Here is a 26,773-nt window from a genome sequence, read left to right as displayed (position 1 = left end):
GGTGCCTTTCCTGCCTGATTACGTTTCCTCCGGTACCTTGCTGGCGCAGCCGGTGACTACGAATCGTGCCTTTCCCCTTCTTGATGCATCTTCGATCTGTTTCTGTCGTCCGTCAAGTAATGTGAAGTGGAATTCGGTCCACGGAATCTACGGAGAAAGTCGATCAGGCTTCCGGGCCACTGTTATCGTTTGAATCAGATAACCTAAAACGTTAACAGGGCCGCGTTTCATGATTTTTGCACGTATGGCGTGTTTCTATTTTGTCGTTGAGGGGCGCGGTGGCCCACGTGATACTCGAGTTTCATTCTTTCGCGCGCGAAGGGCGAGGCGGGCCGTCGAGGGCCCCCGGTCGGCCGCCCGGGGATGTCCGGGTCGTCACAGCCAGGGTGGGCCGGCCTGGGATGAGCGACAAATGGGGACATAAGCAAATATACCTCACTTATGACTATAAATACCCCATCTCACTTAATTTTTGCCACGTATGACCTGTGTATATGTTTTGTTGCGAAAGGCGACTGTAGATATGATCTAACTATAACGGGGATGAAATAGTCGGTTCGTGGAGGTGTCCTGAGGGAAAGCCTTCACCACCTGCTGACCAAGCCATGTCCCGATCCGGTATAAATGTGTACCCTCGCGAGGCGACGCTCTTCGTGTGGGACCTAACCTCGGGGGTATGGTTCACCTAAGGTCGCGCACGGAGGGTTTCCGTCTTGTCGCCCTGTGTGTTCGCAATCTTTTGACGACCCCCGCTGTTTATGTGAATCTAATCCTAAAATTGGTGGCCGACGTGAAGAAAAACAATCGTGAGGGCGCCGAGTCGTCGGTCCCAACCGATATGCCCGACCTGGGGGACCTTCCTCTTTCCCGCGTCGCCTCCTGCGTCGACGCCGAGGTTTTGAGGCGCGTCGTTCCGGAGCCGCTTGAGCGGCGCGTCGCCACCGCGGCTTTCAATTCATCCATCTGAGTCGCCGTCCGAACGACCGGTCACCTTGAAACCATTCGCCACTCCGTTCCGCCAGTTCGTGCTCAAGGTCGCGAGCAGGTGCGATCTCGCATGCGATCACTGTTATGTCTACGAGCACGCGGACCAGAGCTGGCGCGGCCGGCCCGTCGTGATGTCCGACGAGACGATCGCGTGGTCGGCGAGCAGAATCGCCGAGCACGCTAGGCGTCACGAGCTCCCGGAGATCCACGTGGTCCTGCACGGCGGCGAGCCGCTGCTGGCGGGACGCGACAGGCTGGCCAGGGTCGCCGACGAGCTCCTGGGGGCGCTCGGGGGGGTCTGCGCGGTCGATCTGCGCATCCACACGAACGGTGTCCTGCTGGACGAGAAGTTCTGCGCCCTCTTCGCCGAGCGCGGCATCAAGGTGGGCATCTCCCTCGACGGTGATCGCGTCGCCAACGACCGCCACCGGAGATACGCGGACGGCCGCAGCAGTTACGACAAGGTGATCCGCGCCGTCGAGTTGCTCCGCCGCCACCCAGAGCTGTACGCGGGGCTGCTGTGCACCGTGGACGTCGCGAACGACCCCGTGCTGGTCTACGAGGCGCTCGCCGATCTCGAACCACCGCACATCGACTTCCTGCTTCCCCACGCGACATGGGACCGGCCGCCGTCGGTCGAGGGGGCTCACGGCGACTGGCTGATCAAGATCTTCGACCGGTGGATGACCGACGGAAGGCCCATGTCCGTCCGGATCTTCGACTCCGTGCTCCGGATCCGTGACAACAGGAGCAGTCTCACCGAGTCGCTCGGCCTGCAGCCGAGCGATCTGGTCGTCATCGAGACCGACGGCTCGTACGAGCAGGTCGACTCCCTGAAGACGGCGTACGACGGCGCCCCGGCCACGGGGATGAGCGTCCGCGACCACTGCCTGGACGAGGTGGCCCGCCACCCGGGTTTCGGTGACCGGCGGTCCGGGCCGGCCGGTCTGTCCGCCCAGTGCCGGGCCTGCCCGGTGGTCGAGACCTGTGGCGGGGGCCTCTACACCCACCGTTACCGCACGGGATCGGCCTTCGACAATCCCAGCGTCTACTGCGCGGACCTGCTGCGCCTGATAACGCATGTCAACGAGGCGGTCAGCGGCTTCGCCCATCACACGTTCCCGGTCGCGGACATCGCCGCGCTGGCCACCGGTTACGGGGAGGGTGACGCGATCCTCGCGCTGGAGGCGGTCCAGCGAAGCCTGCGTCGCGCCCTTCTCGGCAGAGTCGGCGCCGTCGCCACCTCGCCTGAGGCATGGCGGCTGCTCACGCTCGTCGACCAGGAGTCTCCGGAGGCGCTCAACGCCGTCCTGGCTCATCCCTACGTGCGGGTCTGGGCCGTCCTGTGCCTGACCGGCGGCGCCGACGACACCCATCTTCCCGCGATCGCGGTGGCCGCGGCCCTGCGTGCCGGGATCAAGGACTCCCTCCGGGTGCCCGTCCCCGACGACGCGCTTCACCTGCCGGGGCTGGGCAGGCTGGACGTCGGCCCGGCGGGCACGGTGACCGTCACGACGGGTGACGGCTGGTTCGCCGCAGAGGCGGGCGGGCGCGTCCAGCGGGTCGATCTCGGCGCGACGGAGCCGGTCCCCGGCTGGTCGCCGGTGCGCAGGCTGGTCTTCGGTGACCTGTCCGTCGTCCTGGACGACGTCGACCCCTATCGTGACTGTCATCAGTGGCCCGTCGCCGACCGGCTGGGCGAGGCCGAACTGGAGCGGTGGAGCGAGCTCCTCCGCGACGCCTGGAGGGTGATCGTCGGCGATCACCCCGCCTACGCCCCGGCCCTGGCCGCCGGGCTGACCACGATCATCCCGCTGGTGCCCCGTGACGACGGAAGGCAGATCAGCTCCGCCGCGCGTCAGGCCTTCGGCGCCGTCGCGGTGGCGGCGCCCTCCGACGCCGTGACGCTGGCGCTCCTGCTGATCCACGAGTTCCAGCACGTCAAGCTGGGTGCGGTGCTGGACATGCTCGATCTGTACGACGTCGCGGACACCTCGCTCTACTACGCCCCCTGGCGTGACGACCCCCGGCCGCTGGAGGGGCTGTTGCAGGGCACGTACGCCCACGTCGCCGTCGCGGACTTCTGGCGGGTGCGGCGCACCCTCGACGAGGGGGTGGCGGCCGAGAAGGCCGCGATCCAGTTCGCCCACTGGCGAGGTCGGACGGCGCAGGCGCTGAAGACGCTGAACGACTCCGGTGCGCTCACCGAGACCGGCAGGAAGTTCGTGAACGCGATGACCGAGAGCGTCGGCCGCTGGCTCGACGAACCGGTCAGCGCCGGCGCGGAGAGCGAGGCCCGGCGCAGGGCCGAGGCCCATCGGGAGACATGGAACCGGAGCGCGCCGCTTCGGGGATGACCCGAAACGGGCGGGAAGTGCCGCACGACCATTCCGGCGATGTCGTCGACCGAACCTTTTCGCCTTGTCCGGCTGATCGTTCATGGTCCGGTACCGGTACTCGCCGACCGGTCGCCGAGGCGCGGCGGTTGTTTCGACCGCTTTTTATGAACACGGGTACGCAGATAAAGTCTGATGTGTACTCTCCGCAATGTGATGGTATTTGCCACCTCGACACGCCACCCTATACTCAAGGCGTCAAGTGCTCGCCGGGAGGTGTGACTGCTCGTGCTGGACGATCCACGAGCCGGTCCCTACTTCTTTCTCAGTTATGCGCACACGCCGAAGCACGACTTAAGTGATCCCAGTGACCCCGATCAGTGGGTGAAGAGGCTGTTCGACGATCTGTGCAAGGACGTCATGCAATTGAGTGGCCTGCGGCACGGCGCCAGTCCAGGTTTCATAGATCGGAATCTTCGTGCGGGGAGCGTCTGGCCCGATATGCTGGCCAGGGCCATCGCGACCTGCAGGGTCTTCGTTCCGCTGTACTCTCGGCGCTATTTCGAAAGTGAACAGTGCGGCAGGGAGTGGGCCGCATTCTCGCGACGGGTCGCACTGCATGAGGAGCTCGGCCTCGGCAAGATCGAGGTGATCGTCCCCGCCATCTGGGTGCCGTTCGCCATGGAAGATCTTCCTGAGGCGATCCGTGACATCCAGGTGGGGAATTCGGATCCCACCTCCAAATACGAAGAACACGGTTTCTACGGAATCATGAAGCTCCGGCGTTTTCACTCGGCCTATGAGCTGGCGGTTTACCAACTGGCGCGGCGGATCGTCGACGCGGGGGAAAACGCCAAGCTGGTGCGGACGGAACCGCCCGACTACCACTCCGTGGAGAGCGCCTTCGGGCATTACCGGACCCATCGTCCCAACGGCCGACGCATCCGTGTCACCGTCGTGTCCCCCGATTCCCCCGATCCGCCCGGAGGGCGGAGGCGGGCTCTCCAGCCGGCGACCCCGCTGAAATGGAATCCCTTCGAGCCCGCACTCGAGATACCGCTGATCGAGCACGCCCAGAGCATCCTCCACCGGCTCGGATACCTTCCCGAGCCCGGTCAGCTCGCGGAGTCGCCCGATACGGCGAAGGACGCGCAGCAGTGTCCGTGCGTCGTGTTGCTCGACATCTGGGCCGCGGACTCGGCGAAACTGCTGCGGTCGCTGCGGTGGCTGGACGAATCCAGCGAGCAGTGGGTCGCGGTGATACTGGTGATGAACCGCGCCGACCCCGAGACCGCTCAGGCGGAGGCGCGGCTGAGAGGGCTTCTGGAGGGGAGTCTGCCAAGAAAGATGGCCACGGGACGCATCACGCAGTCCGCGGTCACCGTCGTCTCCTCGCTCGGCGAGTTCAACAGGGCCGTGGCTGAGACGGCCCGTTCGACCGCCACGCAGTACCTGCGGCACGCCCCGGCGCATCCCCCCGAGGGGCAACCCTCGATCGAGCGCCCGCGGCTGCAGGGGCCCCAGTCCTCGCCTGACGCCAATGACGCGGAGGAACGCCATGAGTGACGCCCCCGAGGGTCACGTCGTCACCTTTTACTCGTACAAGGGCGGCACCGGGCGCACCATGGCCCTCGCCAACACCGCCTGGATCCTCGCGGCCAACGGCAAGCGGGTACTGGTCGTCGACTGGGACCTGGAGTCTCCGGGGCTGCACAAGTTCTTCCGGCCTTTTCTCGACAGGGTGACGATCGGCTCGACGCCGGGTGTGATCGAGATGACCAACGAGTACGCCCTGGCGGCCAGGAGCCAGCAGCCCCGGCAGGGCCCCTGGCATCTCGACTACGCGAAGGTGCTGCGGCACGCGGTCTCGCTGGACTGGAACGGGTTCCCGGGAGAGGGCGGCCTCGACTTCCTCTCCGCCGGCCGCCAGAACCGTGACTACGCCTCCCTGGTGTCGACGTTCGACTGGGACGACTTCTACGACAAGCTCAAGGGCGGCACGTTCTTCGACGCGATGCGCGCCGACATGAAGCGCAACTACGACTACATCCTCATCGACAGCCGGACCGGTCTCAACGACATGGCCGATATCTGCACCGTGCACTTTCCCGACACCCTCGTGGTCTGTTTCACCCTCAGCAACCAGGGGGTCGAGGGCGCCTCGGCGATCGCCCACCACATCGATGAGCGCTACCACGAACGCGGCATCCGGATTCTGCCGGTGCCGATGCGGATCGACGAGAGCGAGAAGGAGAGGCTGGAGGCGGGACGGGCATTCGCCCGCCGCCAGTTCGACCGGTTCCCGGCCTCCATGGACATCGAGGAACTGCGCGCCTACTGGGGCGAGGTGGAGATCCCCTACAAGCCCTTCTACGGGTTCGAGGAGACACTGGCGGCGTTCGGTGACGCCCCCGGATCGCCCACCTCCCTCCTGGCCGCCTTCGAACGGCTCGTCACAGTGATCAGCGGAGGGGAGGTCCGGTCCCTGCCTCCCATGGACGAGGAGCTCCGGCTGCGCGTCAGGGACAGGTTCCTGCGTGGGAAGGCGCTCGGCGTCCCGACGGTCGTCACACTCAGCTATGTCCCCGAGGACCGCCTGTGGGCGGAGTGGATCGGGGTCACCCTCACCCGAGCCGGCTTCCGGGTGCGCCAGGGCCTCCTCACGTCAGACGACGCTCACGAGCGGGAGAGGAACCCCTATGCCTCCCGCGTCGTCGCGGTGCTCTCCACCGCCTACCTGCGCTCGAAAGAGGCGCAAGCCGTCGCCGAGGCCCCAGGGGGGATCGATCCGACGGTTCGTGACTGGCTGATCCCGGTCCGGGTGACCGATATACGACTCGTTCCGCCCTTCAGCGAGCGGAGCAGCGTCGATCTGATGCGGCTCGACGAGTCCCAGGCCACGGAGGCCCTGCTCCGCGTGGTGGGCAGGCCGGCCCAGCCGGTCGAGGGTTCGGACGACGCGGGGCCGATCAGCCCGCGCTTTCCCGGCACGCGCCCCCCGGTCTGGAACCTGCCCACCAGGAACGCGACGTTCACCGGGCGCAACGCCGTCCTGGAACGGCTCAGGGACCAGATCGTCGGGAGCAGCAGGACGGTCGTCCTGCCCCAGGCCGTGTACGGCCTCGGCGGTGTCGGCAAGACCCAGGTGGCGCTGGAGTACGCCCACCGCTTCATGGCCGACTACGACGTCGTCTGGTGGATCCCGGCCGAGCATCTCGACCAGATCAACCCGGTGATGGCCGAGCTCGCGCCGCTCCTGAGGCTGCGCGTCGGCGACAACGTCGCCGAGGCGGCGCAGGCCGCCAGGGAGGCGCTGCGCCGGGGAGATCCCTACGAGAACTGGCTCCTGATCTTCGACAACGCCGACAACCCCCGGGATCTCGAACGTTTCCTCCCCAGCGGCGCGGGACACGTTCTCATCACCTCGCGCAACACGGACTGGTCGCGCATGGCGGAGCCGCTGGAGGTCGACGTCTTCACCCGCCAGGAGAGCGTCGAGCACCTGCTGCGCCGGGCACCGGGACTCGCGCCCGAGGACGCCGACAGGGTCGCGCGGGCACTCGGGGATCTTCCGCTCGCCATCGAGCAGGCCGGCGCCTGGCTGGAGCAGACGGGCATGCCCGCGAGACAGTACGTCGAGCAGCTCGAGGAGCGGCTGACCGAGGTGCTGGCCCTCGCCGAGCCGCGGAGCGACTATCCCGTTCCGGTCGTGGCGACCTGGAACCTGTCGTTCGACCGGCTCAGGGAGCGCTCGCCCGCCTCGGTCCGGCTGCTCGAACTGCTCGCGTTCTTCGCGCCGGAGCCGATCTCCCTCGACATGCTGTACTGCGACGCCATGGTCGACTGCCTGGCGCCGCTCGACGACGCGGTGCGCGAGAAGCTCATGCTCGGCCCCGTCATCCTGCAACTCGGTCGTTACGCGCTGGCCAAGGTCGACCAGGCGGACAACTCCATCCAGGTCCACCGGCTCATCCAGGCGGTGGTCCGCAGCCGGCTCACCGCCGACGAGCTTGAGGACACCGTCCACGACGTGCACCGGGTCCTGGTGGCGGCCCGGCCCAGGGTCGGTGACACCGACGACCCGGAGAACTGGCCCCGCTACGAGGAGATCTGGCCGCACCTCGTGCCCTCCTCCGCCGCCACCTGTGACGAGGAGGAGACCCGGCGGCTGCTGATCGACCGCGTTCGCTACCTGTGGAAGCGCGGCGAGCTCGACGCGAGTCTCCAGCTCGGCTCACAGCTCGAAAGGCAGTGGAACGAGAAGCTCGGCAGGGGGGACAGGCAGACCGTGCACCTCCGTTTCCACATGGCCAACACGCTGCGCTCCCAGGGCCGCTACGGCGAGGCGCACACCGTCGACACCGAGGTCCTCACCCAGCAGCGCCGCGAGCTCGGCAACTACCACGTGTACACGCTGATGACGGCCGGCGGGCTCGCGGCCGACCTCCGGGCACTGGGGGAGTTCCGGCAGGCGCTGGAGATGGACGTCGAGACCTACGACCGTCTCAAGGAACTCTTCGGCGTCGACCATCGCCGCACCCTGATGGCCGCCCACAACCTGGGGGCCAGCCTCAGGCTGGCCGGTCACTTCTCGCGGGCGCGCGACCTCGACCAGGAGACGACGGACCGCCGCAAGGTGGTGCTCGGCGACACTCATCCCTACACCCTCTACTCGGCCGCCAGTCTCGCCCGCGACCTGCGTGAACTCGGGAACTTCCGCGAGTGCCTGGAGATGATGCGAGTCAACCTGGAGCAGTACCGCCATGTGCTGGGGGACGACTGGCCTGACACCCTCCGAACCGCCAACGGGCTCGCCACCGCCCTGCGCAGGGCCGGATGGGAGTCCGAGGCCCGCCGGCAGGCGGAGGAGACCTTCGCCCGGTATGTGGCGCGGTACGGCGCGACCATGACCGACACCCTCGTCGCGAGCCTGGAGCTCGCCTCCTGCCTCGCCGTCACCCAGGAGGTGGAGCGCGCCCACGAGCTCGCCGCCGACACCATGGGTCACTTCTCGCGCGTGCACGGAGAGGATCACCCGTACACCCTGACGGCCGCGAACAACGTGGCGATCTACCTGCGGGAGCTCGGTGCCTTCCGGGAGGCGAAGGAACTCGCGGAGCGGACGCTCCTCGCTCTCTCTGCGAGGATGGGCGCCACCCATCCCTCGACCCTGGTCTGCGCCATCGGCACGGCCGGCTGCCTGGCGGAGCTCGGTGACCTGCCCGCAGCGGAGGCGTTGGAGCGGCAGACCCTCGAAAACCTGCGCGCCGTCCTGCACGCGGAGCATCCGGACGTCCTCGTCTGCGAGGCGAACCTGGCGGTGACGCTCAACACCGGAGGGCGTACGGCCGAGGCCAAGCAGATCCGCGAGCGGGTGCTGAACGCGATGCGGCGCGTGCTGGGTGACGATCATCCCTACGTGGCCGACCTCGCGGCGTGGCGCCGGGTGAACCGCGATCTCGAACCACAGCCCTGGTGATCAGATGATCCGCTCCTGGTTGGCGAGCCAGGGGAGTATGTCGGGCAGCACGTTCAGGGCACCGAAGTGCGCGGCTCCGGGCTGGACGGTCATCCGGGCCGTGGGGATACGTGAGGCGAGCCAGCGCGAGTGGTCGGCCGGGGAGAACCTGTCCTTCTCACCGTGCCACACCAGGGTCGGGACGGTGATGTCGGCCGGATCGAAACCCCACGGGGAGCAGAAGGCGATCGCGTCGTCGATCCACCCGGCGGCGGTGTCGCGCAGGGCCTCCGCGTAGTTCTCCAGCAGCATCGCCCGGATACCGGGATTGGCCACCACCCGCCGGTCGGCCTCGGACAGTTCCTCGTACAGGCCGCTGATGAGGTGGGCCGGGTCGCTGCGGATGGCGTGCGCGGCCGGTGTCAGGATCTGGGTCAGGTGGTTGAGGCCCGCGAGGGCCGCCATGTACTCCACGACGTTCGACCGTGTCATGCCGCCGAACCAGTCCAGCCCCTCCGCGCCGGGCGGTGCGAGGCTCACCAGGGCCGCGACGCGGGTGACGCGGCCCGGCAGGAGCGCGGCGCACGCCAGTGCGTGGGGCCCTCCTCCGGACCGGCCTATCACGGCGAACCGTTCGATCCCGAGGTGGTTCGCGATCCTCTCGACATCGCCCGCCACGGAGCCGACCGAGCGCCCCTGCAGCCGGGTGGAGCCGCCGTAGCCCGGCCGGTCGAAGGTGATCAGTCGTATTCCCAGCCGGTACAGGACGGATCCACGAGGGCGCGGGCCGACCCGGCTTCCCGGCGTGCCGTGCAGCATGAAGATCGGGATTCCCTCGGGTTTACCTCGCTCCTCGAACGTGAGGCGCCTGCCGTCGAACGTGAGCTGTCTGCTGTCTTTCACTGCGAGCTTCGTGGTGTCGGTCGTTTTCACGGCCCTCGTCAAAGCTCGCCTCCTCTGGCCGACATGCCCCCCTTTCACCTTGCCCCGATACGGCATGACAGAAAAGTGTCATTTTCGCGACGGAGAGCCACACCTGGTCACGCTGTTCGTGTGCCAGGTGGCTCCTCGGTCGCCACTGAGGGCGGGGGCTATCTGTCGGCGAGGGGGGTGGCCGTCTGGACCTGCGAGGCACTCTCGGGACAGCCTGGCGGAGGGCTCATCGCTCCGGTGCGGGAGACGACGGTGAAGGACGCGTCGAGGTTCGTGAGCTTCAGGAGCTTGAGAACCACGGGCGGGGCTCCGGCCAGAAGCAGAGGTGTGTCCCGTTCGCGCGCGTGCCGCCTGATGGCGATCAGCGCGCTCAGGCCGCAGGCGTCGATGAAGGTGACGCCTGAGAGGTCGATGATGACCGTACCTGGGTGGGCGTCGATGACGTCCTGGGTGAAGACCGACAGTTTCGGCCTGGTGGCGAGGTCGAGCTCACCGGCCACCGTGATGACCACGAAGCCATCGGCGTGCTCGCTCGTGAGTTGTAGTGCGTTCATCGCCCACTTCCCTGCAGGCTGACGTGAATGTACGTATCCGGCCAGGGGGTGTCGCTCGGACGCCTGGCTTCAGCTCGCCGCCTCCCTGGCCGCGTCGTGCGGGCGCGGAGGGGATGGACGACCTGAAGCCACGATACTCCCTAACGGTGCGAACCATCGCTTTCCGTGATCGTGTAGCTTCGAAGCGAAGTGTAGATGCCAACCTGGATATGTGCCAGCTATTCAAGGAAACAGCTTTGTAGCCGTGTCCCCGAAGGGCTGTCAGGGCGGTTCCCGAGTGGCGGGAGAGGGCCCTGCGCCGGGTGGGAAAGCGGGCCTGAGCTGGGCGGGGTCAGCCTGCGGAATGACTCGGGGCCATGGCGTCCAGCGCGTCGCGCAGGGTGGCTCGCGTCTCGAAGTGCCTGTCGAGATTCGTGATCGTCAACAGGTGTGTGATCATGCCGGGACTCACCACCAGCATGAGGTGACCGTGGGCCTCCTTGATCCGGGTGAGCGTGCCCACGATGACCCCCAGCCCCACCGAGTCGCAGAACGGCACGCCCGTCAGGTCCAGCACCAGGTGCGGGCTTCCGGCGTCCTCCAGGGCGTGGTCGATCTCCGCGCGCAACCGCGGAGCCACGGCCATGTCGAGCTCGCCCGCCGCCTGTACGACCACACAGGTGCCACTGCGCCACGTCTGAACGTCGAATATCGAGATCACAATCATCACCTCCGTGCCTTTTCAGCTGCCCTGGCAGAAGGTTGTTATGCACGTAGCTCACTTTTTGCAGATATTGTCCGTCGCTGTTCTTGCTGTCGGAGTTGCGGTAGGAGTGGCGACCGGTGTAGGCGCGGCGGTCTCCTTCACGGTGACCTTCTTCGCCCGCTCGTGTTTCCGGCCGACGACCACCTCGATCTTGTCGCCGAGGCTCTCCACCGGGCGCAGGTTCGCCCCGGGCAGCGCGGCGGCGACGGTGCGTGCCGAGTCCTCGCGGCCGGGGCCGTACCGGATGACGGTCTTGTCGAAGTCCTTCTGCGGGGTGTTGCCGGGGATCTCGGGCACCAGGAAGCCGACCCTCTGCAGGTCCGCCTTGGTCTGCGCGCCCAGGCCCGTGATCGTGGTGCCGTTGAGCACGGTGAGGGCGATCCGCGAGGGCGCGACGGTCAGCGCGGGAGCCGAGGGGGAGGCCGTCGGGGTGGGCGTGGCCTTAGGGGGCTTGGAGGGCTTGACGAGCGTCTCGTCGGCGGCGATCCTGCGGAACAACTCCTTGGCCGCCGCTTTGTCCCAGAGGACGGCGGACTCGCCGGTCGGCGTCTTGTAGTCGACGTCCGCGAGCGGGACCGTGGCGAAGGTCACGTCGTCGGTGGAGACGTCCTTGAGCTGGTCGGCCAGGCCGAGCAGGTCCCCGCGGAGCGCGTCGTCCACCCGGATCGTGTCGAGGGCCGTGTCGACGAACGAGGCGAGCCTGACCGGGTTGGTCAGCGTCTCGCCGCTGAGCGCCTGATTCAGCAACGCGGAGATCACCTGCTGCTGGCGATCGATGCGGTCGAGGTCGGAGCGGGCGGTGGCGCGGGTGCGGGCGTAGGCGAGCGCCTTGACGCCGTCGAAGGAGTATGTGCCCGGCTCCAGGTTGAGCGCGGTCTTCGGGTCGTTGATCGGGACCGGGGTACAGACCGAGATGCCGCCGAGGGCGTCGACCACCTCGATGAACCCCAGTACGTTGACCTCGACGTAGTGATGGATGGTCAGGCCGGTGACGGCCTGCACCGTGCGCGTCGTGAGCTTCGGGCCGCCGAACTGGTAGGCGGCGTTGATCTTGTGCTCGCCGTTGCCGGGGATCGCCGTCCAGGTGTCGCGGGGGAGGCTGACCACGGTGACCTTGCGGTGGTCCTCCGACACGTGGATCACCATCATGGTGTCGGTGCGCTCGCCGGTCTCGCGGCCCAGCTTGAGCTGGTTCTGCTGTTTGCGGGTGAGGTTGTCGCGCTTGTCGACCCCGACCACCAGGATGTTCATGGCGCCGGTGCTCGACCGCGATCCCTGGATCCCGGCGTCGACCGCCTCGATCTTCGTCGTGGCGTAGTTGGTCAACGCCCAGGTCACTCCCGAACTGCCCAGGACCAGGCAGGAGAGTGCGCCGGCGATCACCAGGCCGCGCCGTCTGGTGCGGGCGCCCCTCGCCGACCTGCGAACACGCCTCGGGTTCACCCGGACGCTTCCGTAGGCGTCACCGCCCACGTGCACACCCGAATCCTCCTCCGGGTCGCGCATGCATGGCCCCCTAGGCTCCAGCTGGGTCGATGAGGTACCCGTTCGTACAGTAGCGTGAGCGACGCCATGAAGCAGTTCCCCGACTCGCCCTCGCCGGCGTCGTCTTCCGAGACACGTGTCTGGCCCCCCATCTCCATCGTCATCCCGGTGCTGAACGAGGAGCGCCATCTGAGGGAGGCGGTGCGTCAGGTGCTGTCGCAGCGATACGCGGGACCGATCGAGGTCGTGCTCGCGATCGGCCCCTCCCACGACCGTACCCAGGAAGTCGCCGACGAAATCGCCGCAGCCGACCCCAGGGTGATCGTCGTTCCCAACCCGACCGGCCGCACCCCCAACGCGCTCAACGCGGCGATCGCCGCGTCCGGTAACTCGATCATCGCGAGGGTGGACGGCCACGCGATGCTCCCCGAGGACTACCTCCAGGTCGCGGTGGAGACCCTTGAGGAGACCGGCGCCGACAACGTGGGCGGCGTGATGGCGGCCGAGGGCGTCACTCCCTTCGAGCAGGCCGTGGCCCGCGCGATGACGTCCAAGATCGGTGTCGGCGGCGCCCGGTTCCACACCGGCGGCACCGCGGGCCCGGCCGACACGGTCTACCTCGGTGTGTTCCGCCGAGACGCGCTGGAGCGGGTCGGCGGCTACGACGAACACTTCCAGCGCGCCCAGGACTGGGAGATGAACCACCGCATCCGCGAGTCGGGCGGCCTGGTCTGGTTCCAGCCCCGGATGCGCGTCTCCTACCGGCCGAGGCCCAACCTCAGGGCCCTCGCCAAGCAGTACTTCCACTACGGCCGCTGGCGCAGGGTGGTCGCCCGCACCCACGAGGGCACGATCAACCTGCGCTACCTGGCGCCTCCGCTCGCCGTGCTCGCCATCCTGGCGGGCCTGGCGGTCTCTCCGTTCTTCTGGCCGGGGCTGTTGATCCCCGGTGGCTACCTGGTGGCGATCCTCGCCGGTTCCGCGATCACCGGCAGCGGCCTGCCCACCCCGGCGCTCGTCCGGCTGCCGCTGGTCTACGTCACCATGCACATGTCGTGGGGCTGGGGTTTCCTCACCAGCCCGAGAAGGTTGGGAAAGCCCGGCCACGCGGGCGGCTGACCCCTGTCGAGGCGCGCTCGGACCGGCCCTCGCCGGAGCGCGTCCGGGCTGACCTCGCCGGGGCGCGTGCCCGTCAGAGCGGAGTGAGCGTCCGAGGGGGGGCGCATGTCTGCCAGAGGGGGCGCGTGCCCGTCAGGGCGGGCGCGCGCCGGTCAGGGGCGGGCGTCGATCACCTGACCGGTGACGCCGGAGGCGAGCACGTCCAGCGAGGTGCGGGCGACGGCGCGCGGGGAGGACGGACCCGAAGGGCCCGACGGCGTCGCGGCTCCGGCCCGTCCGGGGTTCACGCAGTTGACCCGAACCCCGTACTCCGCCCACTCCCTGGCGAGGGCGAGGGTCAGCCCGGCCACGGCGGCTCCCGCGAAGGAGCGCAGGCCCTCGCCCGCCCCGTCCCCGCCGGGAGAGGGGGAGTGGAACAGCAGCTGCCCCCGCGTCTCGCGGAGATGGGGGAGTGCCGCCCTGGCGACGGTGACGGGGCCCAGGTGGTCGGCGTTCACGGTCCCGGCGATCGCGGCGTCGTCCACCGCGTCGAGCCTGCCCGATGGTGGCGCGCCCGCCGCCCCGACCACGTAGTCGATCCCGCCCGTCTCCTTGACGACCCGGGCGAGCGCGTCGGCCACCGCCCGGGGGTCGTCCACGCGCACTTCGCCGGACGCGCCGGAAGGGCTCGGCATTTCGGAGAAGTCCGGTGCGCCGGAGGGACCTGGCGTTCCCGAGGTGTCCGGTGCGCCGGAGGGACTCGGCGCTCCGGAAGGGTTTGGCGTGTCGGAGGGGCCCGGCGTGTCAGGGGAGCTTGGCGTTCCCGAAGGGGCCGGTGATCCGGAGAAGGGGAACACCCGGGCGCCGTACTCTCCGGCGAGTCGTGCCACCTCGGCGCCGGCGCCGTCGTCCGCGCGGAAGACCACCACGGTCCTGCCCTCCAGCGCCTCACGCAGGGCGGTGTCCGAACGGGAGGGGACCTCGCTCGCGGCGAGCCTGAGGAGCTTGTCGGCGACGAAGAGGTCCACCGGGTGCGTGACCTTCATGTTCCGCTCGCTGCCCGGCACCACGTGGATCGGCACGCCGGGCAGGTAGCGCAGCACCACGCCGCAGTCGTCGGTGGCCGGTCGGTCGCCGAAGCCGGGATCGGCGAAGGCACGCTCGTACGCCTCGCGGATCACCGAGAGCCGAAAACACTGCGGGGTCTGGACGCGGCGCAGGCCGGCACGGTCGGGGACGTCGCTGACGATCTCTCCGTGCGGTCCCGGCGAGGTCACCACGATCGTGTCGGAACTCGGGATCGCCACCTCGACCGCCGAGAAGGTCCTCAGCGCCTCGACGCAGTCGGTGATGATCCTTCTGTCCGCCAGCGGCCGTACGGCGTCGTGCAGCAGCACGTGGCACTCCCGCGTCCCCAGGGCCTGCAGCGCCCGCCAGGTGGTCTCCGGGCGGCTCGCGCCGCCCTCCAGGATCCTGCCGACCTTCGTGAAGCCGCCGCGCTCGACGATCCGCTCCACCTCGCCGGTGAAGCCGGGCGCCATCAGGACCATGATCTCGTCGATCTCCGGTGCCCCCTGGAACAGGGCGAGGGTGTGTTCGAGGATCGTCCTGCCCGCTATCTCCAGCAGCTGCTTGGGGGTGTCGTTGCCGACGCGTCGGCCGACGCCGCCCGCCAGGACCACACCGACGGTTCGGGGACGCGGTTCAGGTTCGGCCACAATCGGATTCCTTTGACAGTTCGGGTATGGCGAGCGTAATGGGTGTGTACCTGATCGTCCGGCGTGCTCCCGTGCTATCCCGTCAAGATCTAGCTACGCTGAGTGCGCACTCCCCGATTCGTACGGTGATCCCGTCGGATACGAAGGAGCCCGGATTGCCTGACTCTCGCGCCACCGTCTCGTCCGACGCCTCGCAGGCGGTCGCGGTCGTGCTCGCCACCACCGAGGCGTCCGACCTGCGATGTTCCGCTGGGACGCTCCTCGACAGGCTGACCGGCCAGCTCGCCGCGCTTCCCGTACGGGATGTGCACGTGGTGGCCCGTTCCAGTGACATCATCCACGTGCCGGGCGGCACCCACATGATCGGGACGGAGGGGCCGAAAGGGCTCGCCGACGACCTGCGCAGGGTCGCGAAGGTGGCCCGCTCGTCCGTCGGGCCGGTGCTGGTGGTCGCCGGTGACCTGGTGGCGCACACCGAGGCGCTGGCCATGCTCGTGGAGCACCCGGCCCGCGACACCTGCGCGCTGGTGGGTGGAAAGGACGAGCCGCCGGGGCCGACGCGACCGCCGGTCAGGATCGAGGGCAGGTCGGTGGTGGCCGCGGGCACCTCCTTCCACGAGGTGGGCGAGACCAACGGCACCTTCAGGGGGGCGCTCCAGGTCGGCGTGCCCGACCTCGCGGGCTTCGCCGAGACCACCGAGACGCTCGCCGAGCTCGCCGAGGCGGGCGGCTTCGGCCCGACGGACGGCGGCGAGGCCCCCGGCCTGCTCCTGGTCGGACTCGTCCGCTCCGGCGTCCAGGTGCGCGCGGCGAGGCTGGGCCGCCTCCGCGCCGACCGGATGACCGTGCAGGCGGACGCCGACGTGGCCGTGCCCCGACTGGCCGAGGTCGACGAGAACGAGGCCAGGCTGGACGCCGCGGTCAAGAGCGACGACGGCTTCTTCGCCACGTACGCGGTGAGCTCCTGGTCCAGGCACCTGCTGAAGCCGATCGCCGGACTCGGCCTGACGCCGAACGCGGTCACCGGCATATCCGTCGGTCTCGCCGCGCTCGCGGCGGTCTGGTTCTCCGAGGGCACCAGGCCGGGGCTGATCGCGGGGGCGGTCCTGCTCTACCTGTCGTTCGTGCTCGACTGCGTCGACGGGCAGCTCGCCCGCTACACCCGCACCTTCTCTCCGCTCGGGGCGTGGCTGGACGCCACCTTCGACCGTGTCAAGGAGTACGCCGTCTACCTGGGCCTCGCCGTCGGGTACGCGGCGGGGACGGACGTCGCGGACGGCCCTGACGGCATCTGGGCACTCGCGGTGGCCGCGATGATCCTGCAGATGCTCCGCCACATGATCGACTTCTCGTACGCGGGGGCACGCGCCGACGCGAGCCGGGTGGGCGCGGCCTGGACCAGGGCGGCGGGCTCGCCGGGGAGGGCGGACTCCCTGGGCAGGGCGGCCGCCGCGGACGACGCCTGGCCAGGGGTAGGCAACCCGATCCTCCGGCTCTCGCGGACCATGGAGAAGGCGTCGCCCACCCGCTGGTTCAAGAAGATCATCGTGTTGCCCATCGGGGAACGGATGGCCCTGATCGCGGTGACCGCGGCCTTCTTCAACGCCCGGGTGACCTTCGTCGCGCTGCTGGTCTGGGGCGGGATCGCGGCCCTCTACGTCCTCTCCGGCCGGACCGGCAGGTCACTCAGCCGATGACCGGAGGCCGCGGGCTCGATGACCGGCGAGGGCGGATGTCCCGCCAGACGAGGGACGAATCTGTCCTCAGGTCTCTCCTCACCCGGGACGGATCTCCCGTCAGGCGACCCTCAGGTAAGTGGAAGAAGCAGGTGCGATCATGATTTCTGTGCATATGGCGCCGGTGCCGCGGAGCGCCGTGGTCGCCTACCGGGACGACGGGGTGCTGTCGAGGGGCATGGGCGCCATGGTGGCCGGGCAACTCCCGCCGCTGCCGCCCGCGATCGTCGGGATGTTCGTCACCGGAGTGCTGCTCCTCGTCGGCGTGGCCGGCAGCGACGGGCCCGCGGTGTTCGCCCCCGCGGTGGCGCTGCTGCTGGCCGGTCCCGGCAGCTCCCATCCGCACGACGGCCGGCTCGACTGGCTGGTGCCGCCGATCCTGCGCCTCACCGAGTACGGCTTCGTGGCCTCGGTGGGCTTCGCGCACGACGTGCCGCCGTGGTTGATCTTCATGTTGCTCGGTGCGATGGCCTTCCACCACTACGACGTCGTCTACCGGCTGAGGCAGCGGGTCTACCCGCCCTCCTGGCTGGCCACATCCGGCCTCGGCTGGGATGGCCGGATGCTGCTCATCGCCCTCGGCGGGCTCGCCGGGCAGGTCACGCTGACATTCGCCCTGCTCTCGCTCTACCTGTGGTGCCTCTTCTCCTGGGAAAGTGTCACCTGCTGGCTGGCCGCCCCGAGGTTCGGGGTGGCCGCGGCCGAACTCGGCGCCCACGATTGAGAACGCCCGGCGAACCCTCGATTACACGATCAGGGCGTGAAGGCAACTAATCTTTGGGGCCTAGGAGTGCCCGCCGGGAGGCTCTCACCCGAATGAGGAGTGCACGTTGCTGGGAATGGTGCTGGCCGCCGGGGCCGGACGACGCCTGCGGCCGTACACGGACACGCTGCCCAAGGCGCTTGTGCCGGTCGACGGCGACACCACGATCATGGACATCTCGCTGCGCAACCTCGCGGCGGCCGATCTTCGTGACGTCGTGGTCATCGTCGGCTACCAGGCGCAGGCGGTACACGAGCGCAAGGCCGAGCTGGAGCGGCGGCACGGTGTGAAGCTCACCCTCGTGCACAACGACAAGGCCGAGGAGTGGAACAACGCCTACTCCCTGTGGTGCGCGCGCGACTACTTCGACCAGGGCGTGCTCCTGGTCAACGGTGACACGGTGCACCCCGTCTCGGTGGAGGAGACGCTGCTCTCCGCGCCGGCGACCAGCGACATCCTGCTCGCGGTCGACGACGTCAAGAAGCTCGCCGACGAGGAGATGAAGGTGACCCTCGACGACGACCGCCACCTGCGGCTGATCACCAAGTTGATGGACCCGGCCGCCGCCGCCGGTGAGTACATCGGCGCCACGCTCATCCGTTCCGGCATCGGCGACCGCCTTGCCGACGCCCTCCAGGCCACCTTCGAGCGCGACCCGCAGCTCTACTACGAGGACGGCTACCAGGAGCTCGTCGCCCGCGGTGAGAAGATCGCCGTCGCTCCGATCGGCGACGTCCCGTGGGTCGAGGTAGACAACCACGACGACCTCGCCAAGGCGCGGGAGATCGCGTGCCGATACTAGCCAGGATGCTCCCGGCACCCCTGTCCATGGAGGTGCGCCGGGGCGCCGTCGCCCAGCTCGGCTCGTTGCTGGCCGACAGCAGGGTGGCGACCTCCGGGCGGGTGGCGGTGGCCGTGGGCGCGGGCCAGGGAGACAGGATCGCCTCGGTGATCACTCCCTCGCTCGGCCAGGCCCAGGTCTTCCGGGTGCCCGACGGCTCGGTCGACGCGGCGATCTCGCTCGGCGCCGACCTGCGCAAGGGGGCGTACGAGGCGGTCGTGGGCATCGGTGGCGGCAAGACCATCGACGTGACCAAGTACGCCGCGTCGCTGGCCGGGATCCCGATGGTGGCGGTGGCCACCAACCTGTCGCACGACGGGATCTGCTCGCCGGTGGCCTCGCTCACGCACGACGGAGGCAAGGGCTCCTTCGGCGTCCCCATGCCGCTCGCCATCATGGTCGATCTCGATTTCGTGCACGACGCGCCCGCCTCGCTGGTCAGGTCCGGGGTCGGTGACGTGGTCAGCAACCTCTCGGCGATCGAGGACTGGCAGCTCGGCGCGGGTGAGCGCGGGGAGCCGATCGACGGCCTGGCCTGCGCGATGGCCCGCACCGCGGCGGAGGCGGTGATCGGCAGATCCGACTCGATCGAGTCCGACGCGTTCCTGACCGTGCTGGCCGAGGCGCTTATCCTGTCGGGCATGTCGATGGTGGTCGCCGGATCCTCACGTCCTTCGAGTGGCGGAGATCATGAGATCCTGCATGCCGTGGATCAGCTTTTTCCCGGCACCTCCAACCACGGCGAGCTCGCCGGGATAGGTGCCGCGTTCTGTTTCTTCCTCCGCGAGGACTCACGGAGGCTCAATCAGGTCGTCGACTGCCTGCGCGGGCACGAGCTGCCGGTCACCCCCGCCGATGTGGGGCTGTCTTCGGCCGAGTTCACCGAGGCGGTCGCGCTGGCCCCGGCCACGCGTCCCGGCCGCTATACGATTCTTGAGCACCTGCGCCTGTCGGAGCCGGAGATTCGCGATCGGGTGGAGGATTATGTCCGGGCCGTCGGTCGCTGAGCTCCGTGCGGTGGCCCAGCCGCACACGACCATGGACCGCAACAGCGGCGAGCACTGGGCCGGCTCTCTCTACATGCGCAAGCTGTCGATCTACGTCACCTGGTTCCTCGCCAAGACGCCGATCACGCCCAACCAGACCACCTGGCTGATGATCTTCACCGGCCTGCTGGCCGGAGCGGTGCTCGCGCTGCCCGGACTCTGGGCGGCCGTCCTCGCGGCCCTGCTGGTCCAGCTCTACCTGCTGCTCGACTGCTCCGACGGCGAGCTGGCCCGCTGGACCGGCCGCACCTCCATCACGGGCGTCTATCTCGACCGGGTCGGCCACTACTTCGCCGAGGCCGCGATCCTCATCGGGCTGGGCTTCCGGGCGTCGGAGGTCCTGCCCGACTGGTACACCGTGACGGGGTTCGCCGCCGCGCTCGGCGCGATCCTGATCAAGGCGGAGACCGACCTGGTCGACGTGGCCCGCGCCCGCTCCGGGCTGGTCGCGGCGACCGAGGCCTCGGCCGAGCACTTCCGGTCGCGCGGGCTGGGCGTGGCGCGCAAGGCGGCCGCGGCGCTGAAGTTCCACCGGATCGTGCAGGCGGTCGAGCTGTCACTCCTCATCGTGGTCGCCGCGATCTGGGACGCGATCAACGGAGGACTGGCGGCGACGAGGATCCTCGTGGTGGCCTGCGTGATCGTCGCCGTGCTGCAGATGATCCTGCATCTGATCAGCATTCTGGCGTCCAGGCGGCTTTCATGAGGAACCGGATGGCGTCCCGGCGCGTCGTAGGTGCGAACACACCGCCGTTTGGCGGGTGTTCGTCGGCGGTTCCGATACGCTTGTGCCCCGGTATACCTGGAAACTCCAGCCCTGCCAGAATTCCCGACCCAGCAGACTCGGTGATCATGAAAGTATGCTCCGTACGTGCTCTCGACGCGTCAGGACGATGACCCGTTGAAGATCTCGTGCGTCATCCTCACCATGGGCAACCGTGTCCCCGAACTGGACCGGGCGGTCGAGTCCGCGCTGAACCAGGTCGACGGTGACGTCGAGGTGGTCATCGTCGGCAACGGCGCGGACGTCCCCGAGCTCTCGGCCACCGTGCCCGCGGGGTCCTCGGCCTCGATCAGGAGTGTACGGCTGAACCACAACGCGGGCATTCCCGCGGGCCGTAACCGAGGCGTCGAGGAGTGTTCCGGCGACGTCGTCCTCTTCCTCGACGACGACGGCTGGTACGCCGACACCGGGCTCGTATCCCACCTGCGGGAGCGCTTCTCCACCGAGCACGACCTCGCGGTCGTCTCCTTCCGGGTGAAGGACCCCGAGGGCGGCATCGGCCAGCGCCGTCACGTTCCCCGCCTGCGCGCGGGCGACCCCGAGCGGTCCTCCCCGGTCACCACCTTCCTGGGCGGCGCGTGCGCCATCCGCCGTTCGGCCTTCCTCCAGGTCGGCGGGCTCCCCGAGCGGTTCTTCTACGCCCACGAGGAGACCGACCTGGCGTGGAGGCTCCTCGGCGAGGGATACCGCATCGAGTACGACGCCGAGACGGTCATGTACCACCCGCAGGTCCCCCCGACCCGGCACACCGACTTCTACCGCCTCAACGCCCGCAACCGGGTCTGGCTCGCCCGTCGCAACCTTCCCTGGCCGCTGGCCGGGCTCTATCTCCTCAACTGGATGGTGCTCACCCTCGTCCGCGAGCGCTCCGGGCCCGCCCTGCGCGCGTGGTTCAAGGGCTTCACGGAAGGGCTCCGCGAGCCGGCGGGAGAGCGTCGTCCCATGGGCTGGAACACCGCCTGGCGCATGCTCCGCCTCGGTCGTCCACCGATCGTCTGACCCCCGATCACCAGTGGACGTATACACCCTCGGCGAGGCGTTCGGCGTCGTCACCAGCGGCCGGATCCGCCACGAGCACGAGGCCAGGCTGGACGTCGCCGGGGCCGAGTTCACCGTCGCGGTCGGGCTGTCCAGGCTCGGCCACCGGGTGGGCTGGCTGGGCAAGGTCGGCGGCGACGAGCTGGGAGCGAGGATCCTCACCGTGCTGCGCGGCGAGGGCGTGGACGTCTTCGACGCCCGGGTGGACGAGGGGTCACCGACCGGGATCCTCCTGAAGGAGTCGAGGCTCGGCCAGGCGGCGAGGGTCACCTACTACCGCACCGGCGTCAGGCTGGCCCAGGGGAACGTTCCCGTGGATCGGATCGCGGCCTCCCGCATCCTGCACGTGAGCGGGATCACCGCCGCGCTGAGCGCGCGCGACGCCATGCACGCGGCCGTACGCGCCGCGCGGACCGCCGGGGTCGCGGTCTCGGTGGCGATCGACTACCACGACCAGCTCTGGCCCGACCTGCGCGAGGCGGAGGAGATCCTCAGCGTGCTGGCCTGCTCCGCCGACGTGCTGTTCGTCCGGCAGAGCGAGCTCGACCTGGTCAAGCCCGCTCTCACCGGGGATCGCGAGGTCATCGTGACGCGCGGTGCCCGAGGGGCGAGCGTGCGGGTCGACGGAGTGCGCCACGACGCCGCGAGCCTCTCCGCGCCCGTGGTCGACCCCAACGGCGCGGGGGACGCCTTCGTCGCGGGCTATCTCAGCGCGCTGCTCGAAGGTCTCCACCCGGCCGACCGGCTGCGCAGGGGCGGCCTGCTCGCGGCCTTCGCCTCGTCGGGGCCGAGTGACTGGCAGGGCCTGCCGACGAGGGCCGAACTCCCCCTCCTGGAACTCGACACCTGACCCGCCGATCCGCGCGGCTCTCGCCGTGCGCGGGCGGCCAGGGCCTTTTCGAGGTCCGGTGCCTGATTTCTCACCGTGCGGGGGCTCCCCGAGCGCTCCGCAGGGAACTCGGCGGCCGGGACGGTCGGGGCCGTCCGGCCGGACCTCTCGCGGGAAGTCTCAGGGCTCCTTGGCCTCGCCGAGGGTCATGGCCAGGTGGGAGATCGTGCTCGTCATCAGGGCGCGTTTGGGCAGACCGAGCTCGCTCAGCTCCTTGGCGATCGGGTGGTTGCCCAGGCGGATGAGAGCGCCCCCGGGACGCGTGCGGACCCCGCGGGGAGAGAGCGACCACGGGATGCGGCGGGTGACGCCGTCCAGATGGCTGTAGGCGTCGAGGGCGGTCATCATCCCGGTGCCCGGCACCGGGACGCCGGGCTTGATCAGCAGGTCCAGCACCAGGCGGCCGTCCTTGCGCAGGACGCACCGTTTGTAGGGGGAGGAGATCCGCAGGTCGATGTCGGCCAGCTCCTTGGGAAAGCCCCAGATGGCGCGGCCCGCCTCCAGGGTGAAGTCCTGGTCGACCGGGAGCCAGTGGACGAACGCCCCGGCGCCGGTGCGGCGCAGCTCGGACAGGTTCGCGCGCAGCCCTCCGCCGGGAACGTGGCCCGCGCCGGGCGGCCTCGCCAGGAAGGCGACGCCGAACTCGTGGTAGCGGCCCAGATCACCGTCGCGGTAGTCGGCGAACACCAGCGTGCACAGGGCCTTGCGGGGTAACACCTCGGCGACGTCCAGGTGCGAGTAGGCGATCACGGCCCGCGCGGCGTCCGCCCGGACCAGGTAGGACGCGCTGCAGACCATGACGTCGCGGACGCGGACCGGCATGGTGACCTCGCGCCCCTGGATCAGATGGCGTGCCATGCCTCCAGTACACCAATCTCCTGGCCGGACGTCACTGGTTTGCCGGCCCATTCCTCAAGCCGCCCGACGAAGGCGCCCGCGTGATCCGGCCAGTTGTGGCGGGCGAGGGCCTCGGCGTGGCCGCGCGCCCCCATCTCGGCCGCCCCTTCCGGGTCGTCCCGCAGCGCCAGCACCGCGCGTACCGTCGCCTCGGCGTCCCCGAAGGGTACGACGACGCCGCACCCGACCCTCTCGACCATGGACGCGGCGGCGGGCAGGGGGGTGCTGACCACGGGAACTCCCCTGGACATGTAGTCGATGATCTTGGCGGGTACGGGCCGGGTGCCGGGTGCGTCGTGCGGGAGCGACAGACCGGCGATCGCCCCCTCGGCCATCCGCAGCGCGTGCCGGTTGGGCACGTAGCCGTACCAGTCGAGCAGGCCCTCCCGCTGCGCGTCCCGCAGCAGCGGCCTGACGCGGACGTCGGCGGAGCCGATCAGGTCGAGCCTGATCCCGTGCGGGAGCAGCCGCCTCGCCGATTCGATCAGCTCGCCCACGCCTCCGGCCTTGGAGAGGTGGCCCACGTGGACCACCCGGTTCCTGCCGGGCGGCGCGGGCGGGCGCGGGGAGACGTAAGCGGTGTCGGGAACGACCTGGTGGGGGCCGGAGAACCGTTCCCGGTAGGAGTCCTCGGCCAGGATCAGGTGCAGGCGGTGCTTCGCGGGAGCCCCGATCCGGCGCGCGAGCGCGGGCAGGGCGCGGCTCAGGTGGCCGGGGAGGGTGAGGCCGACGCCGAGCGCGGCGGTCGCGCCCCAGCCGCCCCAGCCGTCCCCGATGTCCTCGCGCACGTCCAGGACGGTGACGGGACGGCGCCTGGGCAGGCGGAACAGCAGTTCCCTGTCGTGCACGACCAGCAGGTCCGCGCCCTCCACCCCGCGCTTGAGAGCCCCCCGCGCGGCCTTCAGCGCGCGTCTGCGACGGTTGGCGGTCGCCCGGGGCACGTCGATCGCGCGGATACCGGGATCCGGGGTGACGTTGCAGTCGGTGAAGGGGGCGACATAGGTGATCTCATGCCCGGCGTCGAGGAGCGCCCGGATCTGCCGATGCATGATCCGGGCGTCCTCTGGGTGATGAGCGATCGTCGCGACGCATACCCGCATGTCCCGATGTTGAGTGTTCGTTCCGTCATCACCGGATGTGTTGCGTTAATTACCGGGGAACTGAGGCTGAACTCTCCTTGGCGGCGGGTGCGTCCTCGGCCGGTGCGGTGGTAGCGGCGGGGGGAGGGGACGGTCGGCGGTAGAGCCATACGAGTCTGGGTTCGAGCATCCACTTGAAGAGCTTGCGGGTCTCGGGCAGGCACAGCACGATGGCGAGGGCGAGCGAGCTCGACGCGATCGCCGCCACGCCCAGCGGGCCGTACAGCCAGGGGAAGCTCAGCCAGCCCTGGTCCTTGGCGATGACCACCACGACGCCGTGGAGCAGATAGGCGTACAGGGTGCGGGTGCCGAGGTCGGAGAACCAGGTCTCGCCCCGGGGCACCAGCGCGAGCAGCGCCACCGTCATGGCGAGTGCCGCGATCAGCAGGGCGCCTCGCACGCCGAGGCCCAGCCACCAGGACATGTCCATCGCCTTGAAGCTGTAGCGGAAGTAGATCGGGTCGCGCGGGACGTGGGGCGCGATGAGGATCGCCACCCCGGCGGCGCCGAGGAGGACGACCGCTGAGGTGATCTTGACCCAGAGGGGCTTGAGCAGGTCGAAGTGCTCCGGCTTGAGCAGCAGGCCGAGCACGTAGAACGGCAGCAGGCCGAAGAAGCGGTCGATGCTGAAGTCACCGGAGATCTCCGAGAAGCCCGCGACCAGGTAGATGACCACCGCGACCAGCAGGGGCTGTCGCATCCGCGTCCAGATGGGCGTGGAGATCCGCCAGAGGACAAGGGCCACCAGATACCAGTTGAGCCAGGCCGGATCAATGATCGTCAGCGTCCACTTCTGGCCAAGCCCGTAGCGGAGCAGCGCGTAACCGATCTCCACGACGATGTACGGGATCAACAGGGTGTCGACCAGCTTGTTGATCTTCGCGTTGGAGTTCCAGAAGTTGCGCCCCAGATAACCGCTGATCAGCACGAACGCCGGCATGTGGAACGTGTAGATGAACAGGTACGCGGCCTCCGACGAGTGCGCCTTCAGGGTGGGGACGAGCGAGTGGCCCATCACCACCAGGGCGATCAGGACGAACTTCACGTTGTCGAGGTACGGCTCGCGCTTCTTCTTGACCGGAGGGGCCGGGGGCTCCTCCTCGGCGACCGTCTCGCGCTCGCGCTCCGCCCGCAGCTCCTGCTCGGCCTGCGGTCCCTGGTTCCAGAACGAGGGGCCGCCATCCCTCGTGGTGTTCTCCCAGTACGAGGGACCGCCGTCCCTGGCGGTGTTCTCCCAGTACGAGAAGGGGCGCTCACCGGACGGTCGCGGCTCCTGCCGGGGGCTCGGGGCCTCCGCGTTCGGAAACCGCACGGGAGCCTGGGGCTCTCCGGGGAGCCTGGGGCGTCCGGGAAGCTCGGATTCCTCGGGGAACCGGGGCTGCCCCGGAGCGGGCGCCCAGCCGGGAGCCTGAGGGGGCGCGGCTCCTGGCGGTGGGGAGGCCGGTGCGGGGACGCGCGGCGTCGTGGGTGGCGGGGCCCAGTCGGGCCGGGGGGACGGCGTACGGGGGGCGCCCTGCGGAGGGGTGGGACCCTCCGCCCACGACGGTGTCTCCTGTGCCCACGGCGACTCCCGCGTCCACGACGGGCCGTCCTGCGCCCAGGCGGGCTCCTCGCGGTCCCACGAGGGGTCCTGGAGGACCGGCTCGGGCGCGAGGGGCTTCGACAGGTCGAGCGGGTCGTGGGAGCCGTGGGCCCCGCCGAACGAAGGGCCGCCGGGACGCTCGCCGAAGTAGGACTCGCCGGGACGGGGCTCGCCGGGGTAGGTCCCGCCGAAGGGGGGTCCGCCCGGGTGGGATTCGCCGACGGGAGGGCCGCTGGGACGGGTCCCGCCGGGGTGGGGCTCGCGATACGCCGGGTAGCCCCCCCACTCGGTGACCTCGCCGGGGCTCTCCTCGCGACCGTCCCCGGCGTCGCGCCGGGACGCCCCGCCGGAGGTGACCGGTCCCGGTGGCTCCGGCCACGAGGGCTGGGATCCACCGGACGCCTGCGCGTGACCGGGCATGGGCCACGGAGCGGACCTCCGGCCCTGCCCGCCGCTGGACCCACCGGAGCCGGGGTCGGAACCGCCGTCGTCCTGGGGGGCAGGCACCTGGAAGGGTCGGATGTCGCTCACGAGGGGGAGGCTCAGCTATCTGTCGGAGACCGGGGGAAGTGTCGGGCAGATCGGCGGGGCGCCCAGGGGAGGGTCGGGGACGCGGGCAGGTGTTCGCCTCGCCGCCTTGACCAACCCTAAACCGACTGTGCGCCCTCTGTCGCACGCATGCACTTTGATTCGGACGGTTCTCGGGTAATCGTGACTGTCCACGGGGTCACGGGCCCGGCCGTG

At 69.4% G+C, this 26,773-nt stretch carries 20 protein-coding genes; 12 read left to right on the top strand and 8 right to left on the bottom strand.

Features of this window, described 5'->3' with window-relative positions; all coding sequences use genetic code 11:
* Positions 1 to 781: 781 nt before the first annotated feature.
* From fxsA to fxsT, 4 genes are all read left to right on the top strand, one after another.
* The gene (gene fxsA / locus ACIBH4_RS07920) at positions 782 to 967 is read left to right on the top strand and encodes an FxSxx-COOH cyclophane-containing RiPP peptide (RefSeq protein ID WP_362502401.1); all 186 of its coding nucleotides are present in this window, start codon (positions 782 to 784) and stop codon (positions 965 to 967) included.
* A 25-nt stretch (positions 968 to 992) separates the two neighbouring features.
* A complete protein-coding gene (locus tag ACIBH4_RS07915; protein WP_362502398.1) occupies positions 993 to 3,344 on the top strand; it encodes an FxsB family cyclophane-forming radical SAM/SPASM peptide maturase in 2,352 nt (783 codons plus the stop codon).
* Positions 3,345 to 3,611: 267 nt separating this feature from the next.
* On the top strand, positions 3,612 to 4,889 hold the full coding sequence (locus tag ACIBH4_RS07910; protein WP_362502396.1) for a TIR-like protein FxsC: 1,278 nt from the start codon (positions 3,612 to 3,614) through the stop codon (positions 4,887 to 4,889).
* Positions 4,882 to 8,802, top strand: a complete 3,921-nt coding sequence (fxsT, locus tag ACIBH4_RS07905; RefSeq protein WP_362763203.1) for an FxSxx-COOH system tetratricopeptide repeat protein — start codon at positions 4,882 to 4,884, stop codon at positions 8,800 to 8,802. Before ACIBH4_RS07910 ends, fxsT begins: the two co-directional genes overlap by 8 nt.
* On the opposite strand, the gene ACIBH4_RS07900 is transcribed toward fxsT, so the two are convergent.
* From ACIBH4_RS07900 to ACIBH4_RS07885, 4 genes are all read right to left on the bottom strand, one after another.
* A complete protein-coding gene (locus ACIBH4_RS07900; RefSeq protein WP_362502390.1) occupies positions 8,803 to 9,684 on the bottom strand; it encodes an alpha/beta hydrolase in 882 nt (293 codons plus the stop codon).
* Between the two features lie 188 nt (positions 9,685 to 9,872).
* Positions 9,873 to 10,268: an STAS domain-containing protein gene (locus ACIBH4_RS07895; protein WP_362502387.1), complete on the bottom strand. Its 396-nt coding sequence runs from the start codon at positions 10,266 to 10,268 to the stop codon at positions 9,873 to 9,875.
* Between the two features lie 331 nt (positions 10,269 to 10,599).
* Positions 10,600 to 10,968 (bottom strand): STAS domain-containing protein, encoded by a 369-nt coding sequence (locus ACIBH4_RS07890; RefSeq protein ID WP_362763207.1) that lies wholly within the window; start codon positions 10,966 to 10,968, stop codon positions 10,600 to 10,602.
* 57 nt (positions 10,969 to 11,025) lie between these two features.
* Complete coding sequence (locus ACIBH4_RS07885; RefSeq protein WP_362502381.1) at positions 11,026 to 12,519, bottom strand: LCP family protein; 1,494 nt, start codon at positions 12,517 to 12,519, stop codon at positions 11,026 to 11,028.
* 66 nt (positions 12,520 to 12,585) lie between these two features.
* Here ACIBH4_RS07885 and ACIBH4_RS07880 point away from each other — a divergent pair, with 66 nt between their 5' ends.
* Positions 12,586 to 13,617 (top strand): glycosyltransferase family 2 protein, encoded by a 1,032-nt coding sequence (locus ACIBH4_RS07880; RefSeq protein WP_362503902.1) that lies wholly within the window; start codon positions 12,586 to 12,588, stop codon positions 13,615 to 13,617.
* Positions 13,618 to 13,769: 152 nt separating this feature from the next.
* On the opposite strand, the gene ACIBH4_RS07875 is transcribed toward ACIBH4_RS07880, so the two are convergent.
* Complete coding sequence (locus tag ACIBH4_RS07875; RefSeq protein WP_362763210.1) at positions 13,770 to 15,314, bottom strand: SDR family NAD(P)-dependent oxidoreductase; 1,545 nt, start codon at positions 15,312 to 15,314, stop codon at positions 13,770 to 13,772.
* A 155-nt stretch (positions 15,315 to 15,469) separates the two neighbouring features.
* Here ACIBH4_RS07875 and ACIBH4_RS07870 point away from each other — a divergent pair, with 155 nt between their 5' ends.
* From ACIBH4_RS07870 to ACIBH4_RS07840, 7 genes are all read left to right on the top strand, one after another.
* On the top strand, positions 15,470 to 17,011 hold the full coding sequence (locus ACIBH4_RS07870) for a CDP-alcohol phosphatidyltransferase family protein (protein WP_362502375.1): 1,542 nt from the start codon (positions 15,470 to 15,472) through the stop codon (positions 17,009 to 17,011).
* 139 nt (positions 17,012 to 17,150) lie between these two features.
* Entirely contained in the window at positions 17,151 to 17,774 is a 624-nt protein-coding gene (locus ACIBH4_RS07865; protein ID WP_362502372.1) for a DUF5941 domain-containing protein, read from the top strand.
* A gap of 106 nt (positions 17,775 to 17,880) precedes the next feature.
* Positions 17,881 to 18,615, top strand: coding sequence for a phosphocholine cytidylyltransferase family protein (locus tag ACIBH4_RS07860; RefSeq protein ID WP_350946451.1), 735 nt, complete (start codon positions 17,881 to 17,883; stop codon positions 18,613 to 18,615).
* Between the two features lie 5 nt (positions 18,616 to 18,620).
* Entirely contained in the window at positions 18,621 to 19,661 is a 1,041-nt protein-coding gene (locus ACIBH4_RS07855) for an iron-containing alcohol dehydrogenase family protein (RefSeq protein WP_362502369.1), read from the top strand.
* Positions 19,639 to 20,406: a CDP-alcohol phosphatidyltransferase family protein gene (locus tag ACIBH4_RS07850; RefSeq protein ID WP_362502366.1), complete on the top strand. Its 768-nt coding sequence runs from the start codon at positions 19,639 to 19,641 to the stop codon at positions 20,404 to 20,406. The genes ACIBH4_RS07855 and ACIBH4_RS07850 overlap by 23 nt, the downstream gene beginning before the upstream one ends.
* 195 nt (positions 20,407 to 20,601) lie before the next feature.
* A complete protein-coding gene (locus tag ACIBH4_RS07845; protein ID WP_362503899.1) occupies positions 20,602 to 21,483 on the top strand; it encodes a glycosyltransferase in 882 nt (293 codons plus the stop codon).
* A gap of 13 nt (positions 21,484 to 21,496) precedes the next feature.
* Positions 21,497 to 22,372, top strand: coding sequence for a sugar kinase (locus ACIBH4_RS07840; RefSeq protein WP_362502363.1), 876 nt, complete (start codon positions 21,497 to 21,499; stop codon positions 22,370 to 22,372).
* A gap of 159 nt (positions 22,373 to 22,531) precedes the next feature.
* Here the strand turns inward: ACIBH4_RS07840 and ACIBH4_RS07835 are convergent, their stop codons facing one another.
* From ACIBH4_RS07835 to ACIBH4_RS07825, 3 genes are all read right to left on the bottom strand, one after another.
* Complete coding sequence (locus tag ACIBH4_RS07835; protein ID WP_350946455.1) at positions 22,532 to 23,269, bottom strand: acetoacetate decarboxylase family protein; 738 nt, start codon at positions 23,267 to 23,269, stop codon at positions 22,532 to 22,534.
* Positions 23,254 to 24,357: a glycosyltransferase gene (locus ACIBH4_RS07830; RefSeq protein ID WP_362502359.1), complete on the bottom strand. Its 1,104-nt coding sequence runs from the start codon at positions 24,355 to 24,357 to the stop codon at positions 23,254 to 23,256. Before ACIBH4_RS07830 ends, ACIBH4_RS07835 begins: the two co-directional genes overlap by 16 nt.
* A 100-nt stretch (positions 24,358 to 24,457) precedes the next feature.
* Positions 24,458 to 26,560 (bottom strand): acyltransferase family protein, encoded by a 2,103-nt coding sequence (locus ACIBH4_RS07825; protein WP_362763213.1) that lies wholly within the window; start codon positions 26,558 to 26,560, stop codon positions 24,458 to 24,460.
* Positions 26,561 to 26,773 lie beyond the last annotated feature (213 nt).

Origin of the sequence: Streptosporangium sp. NPDC050284 (assembly GCF_044459525.1) — a bacterium.
Classification (GTDB): domain Bacteria; phylum Actinomycetota; class Actinomycetes; order Streptosporangiales; family Streptosporangiaceae; genus Streptosporangium.
Note: the sequence above shows the minus strand (reverse complement) of the source record. Positions and strands in the feature narration are given on the sequence as shown.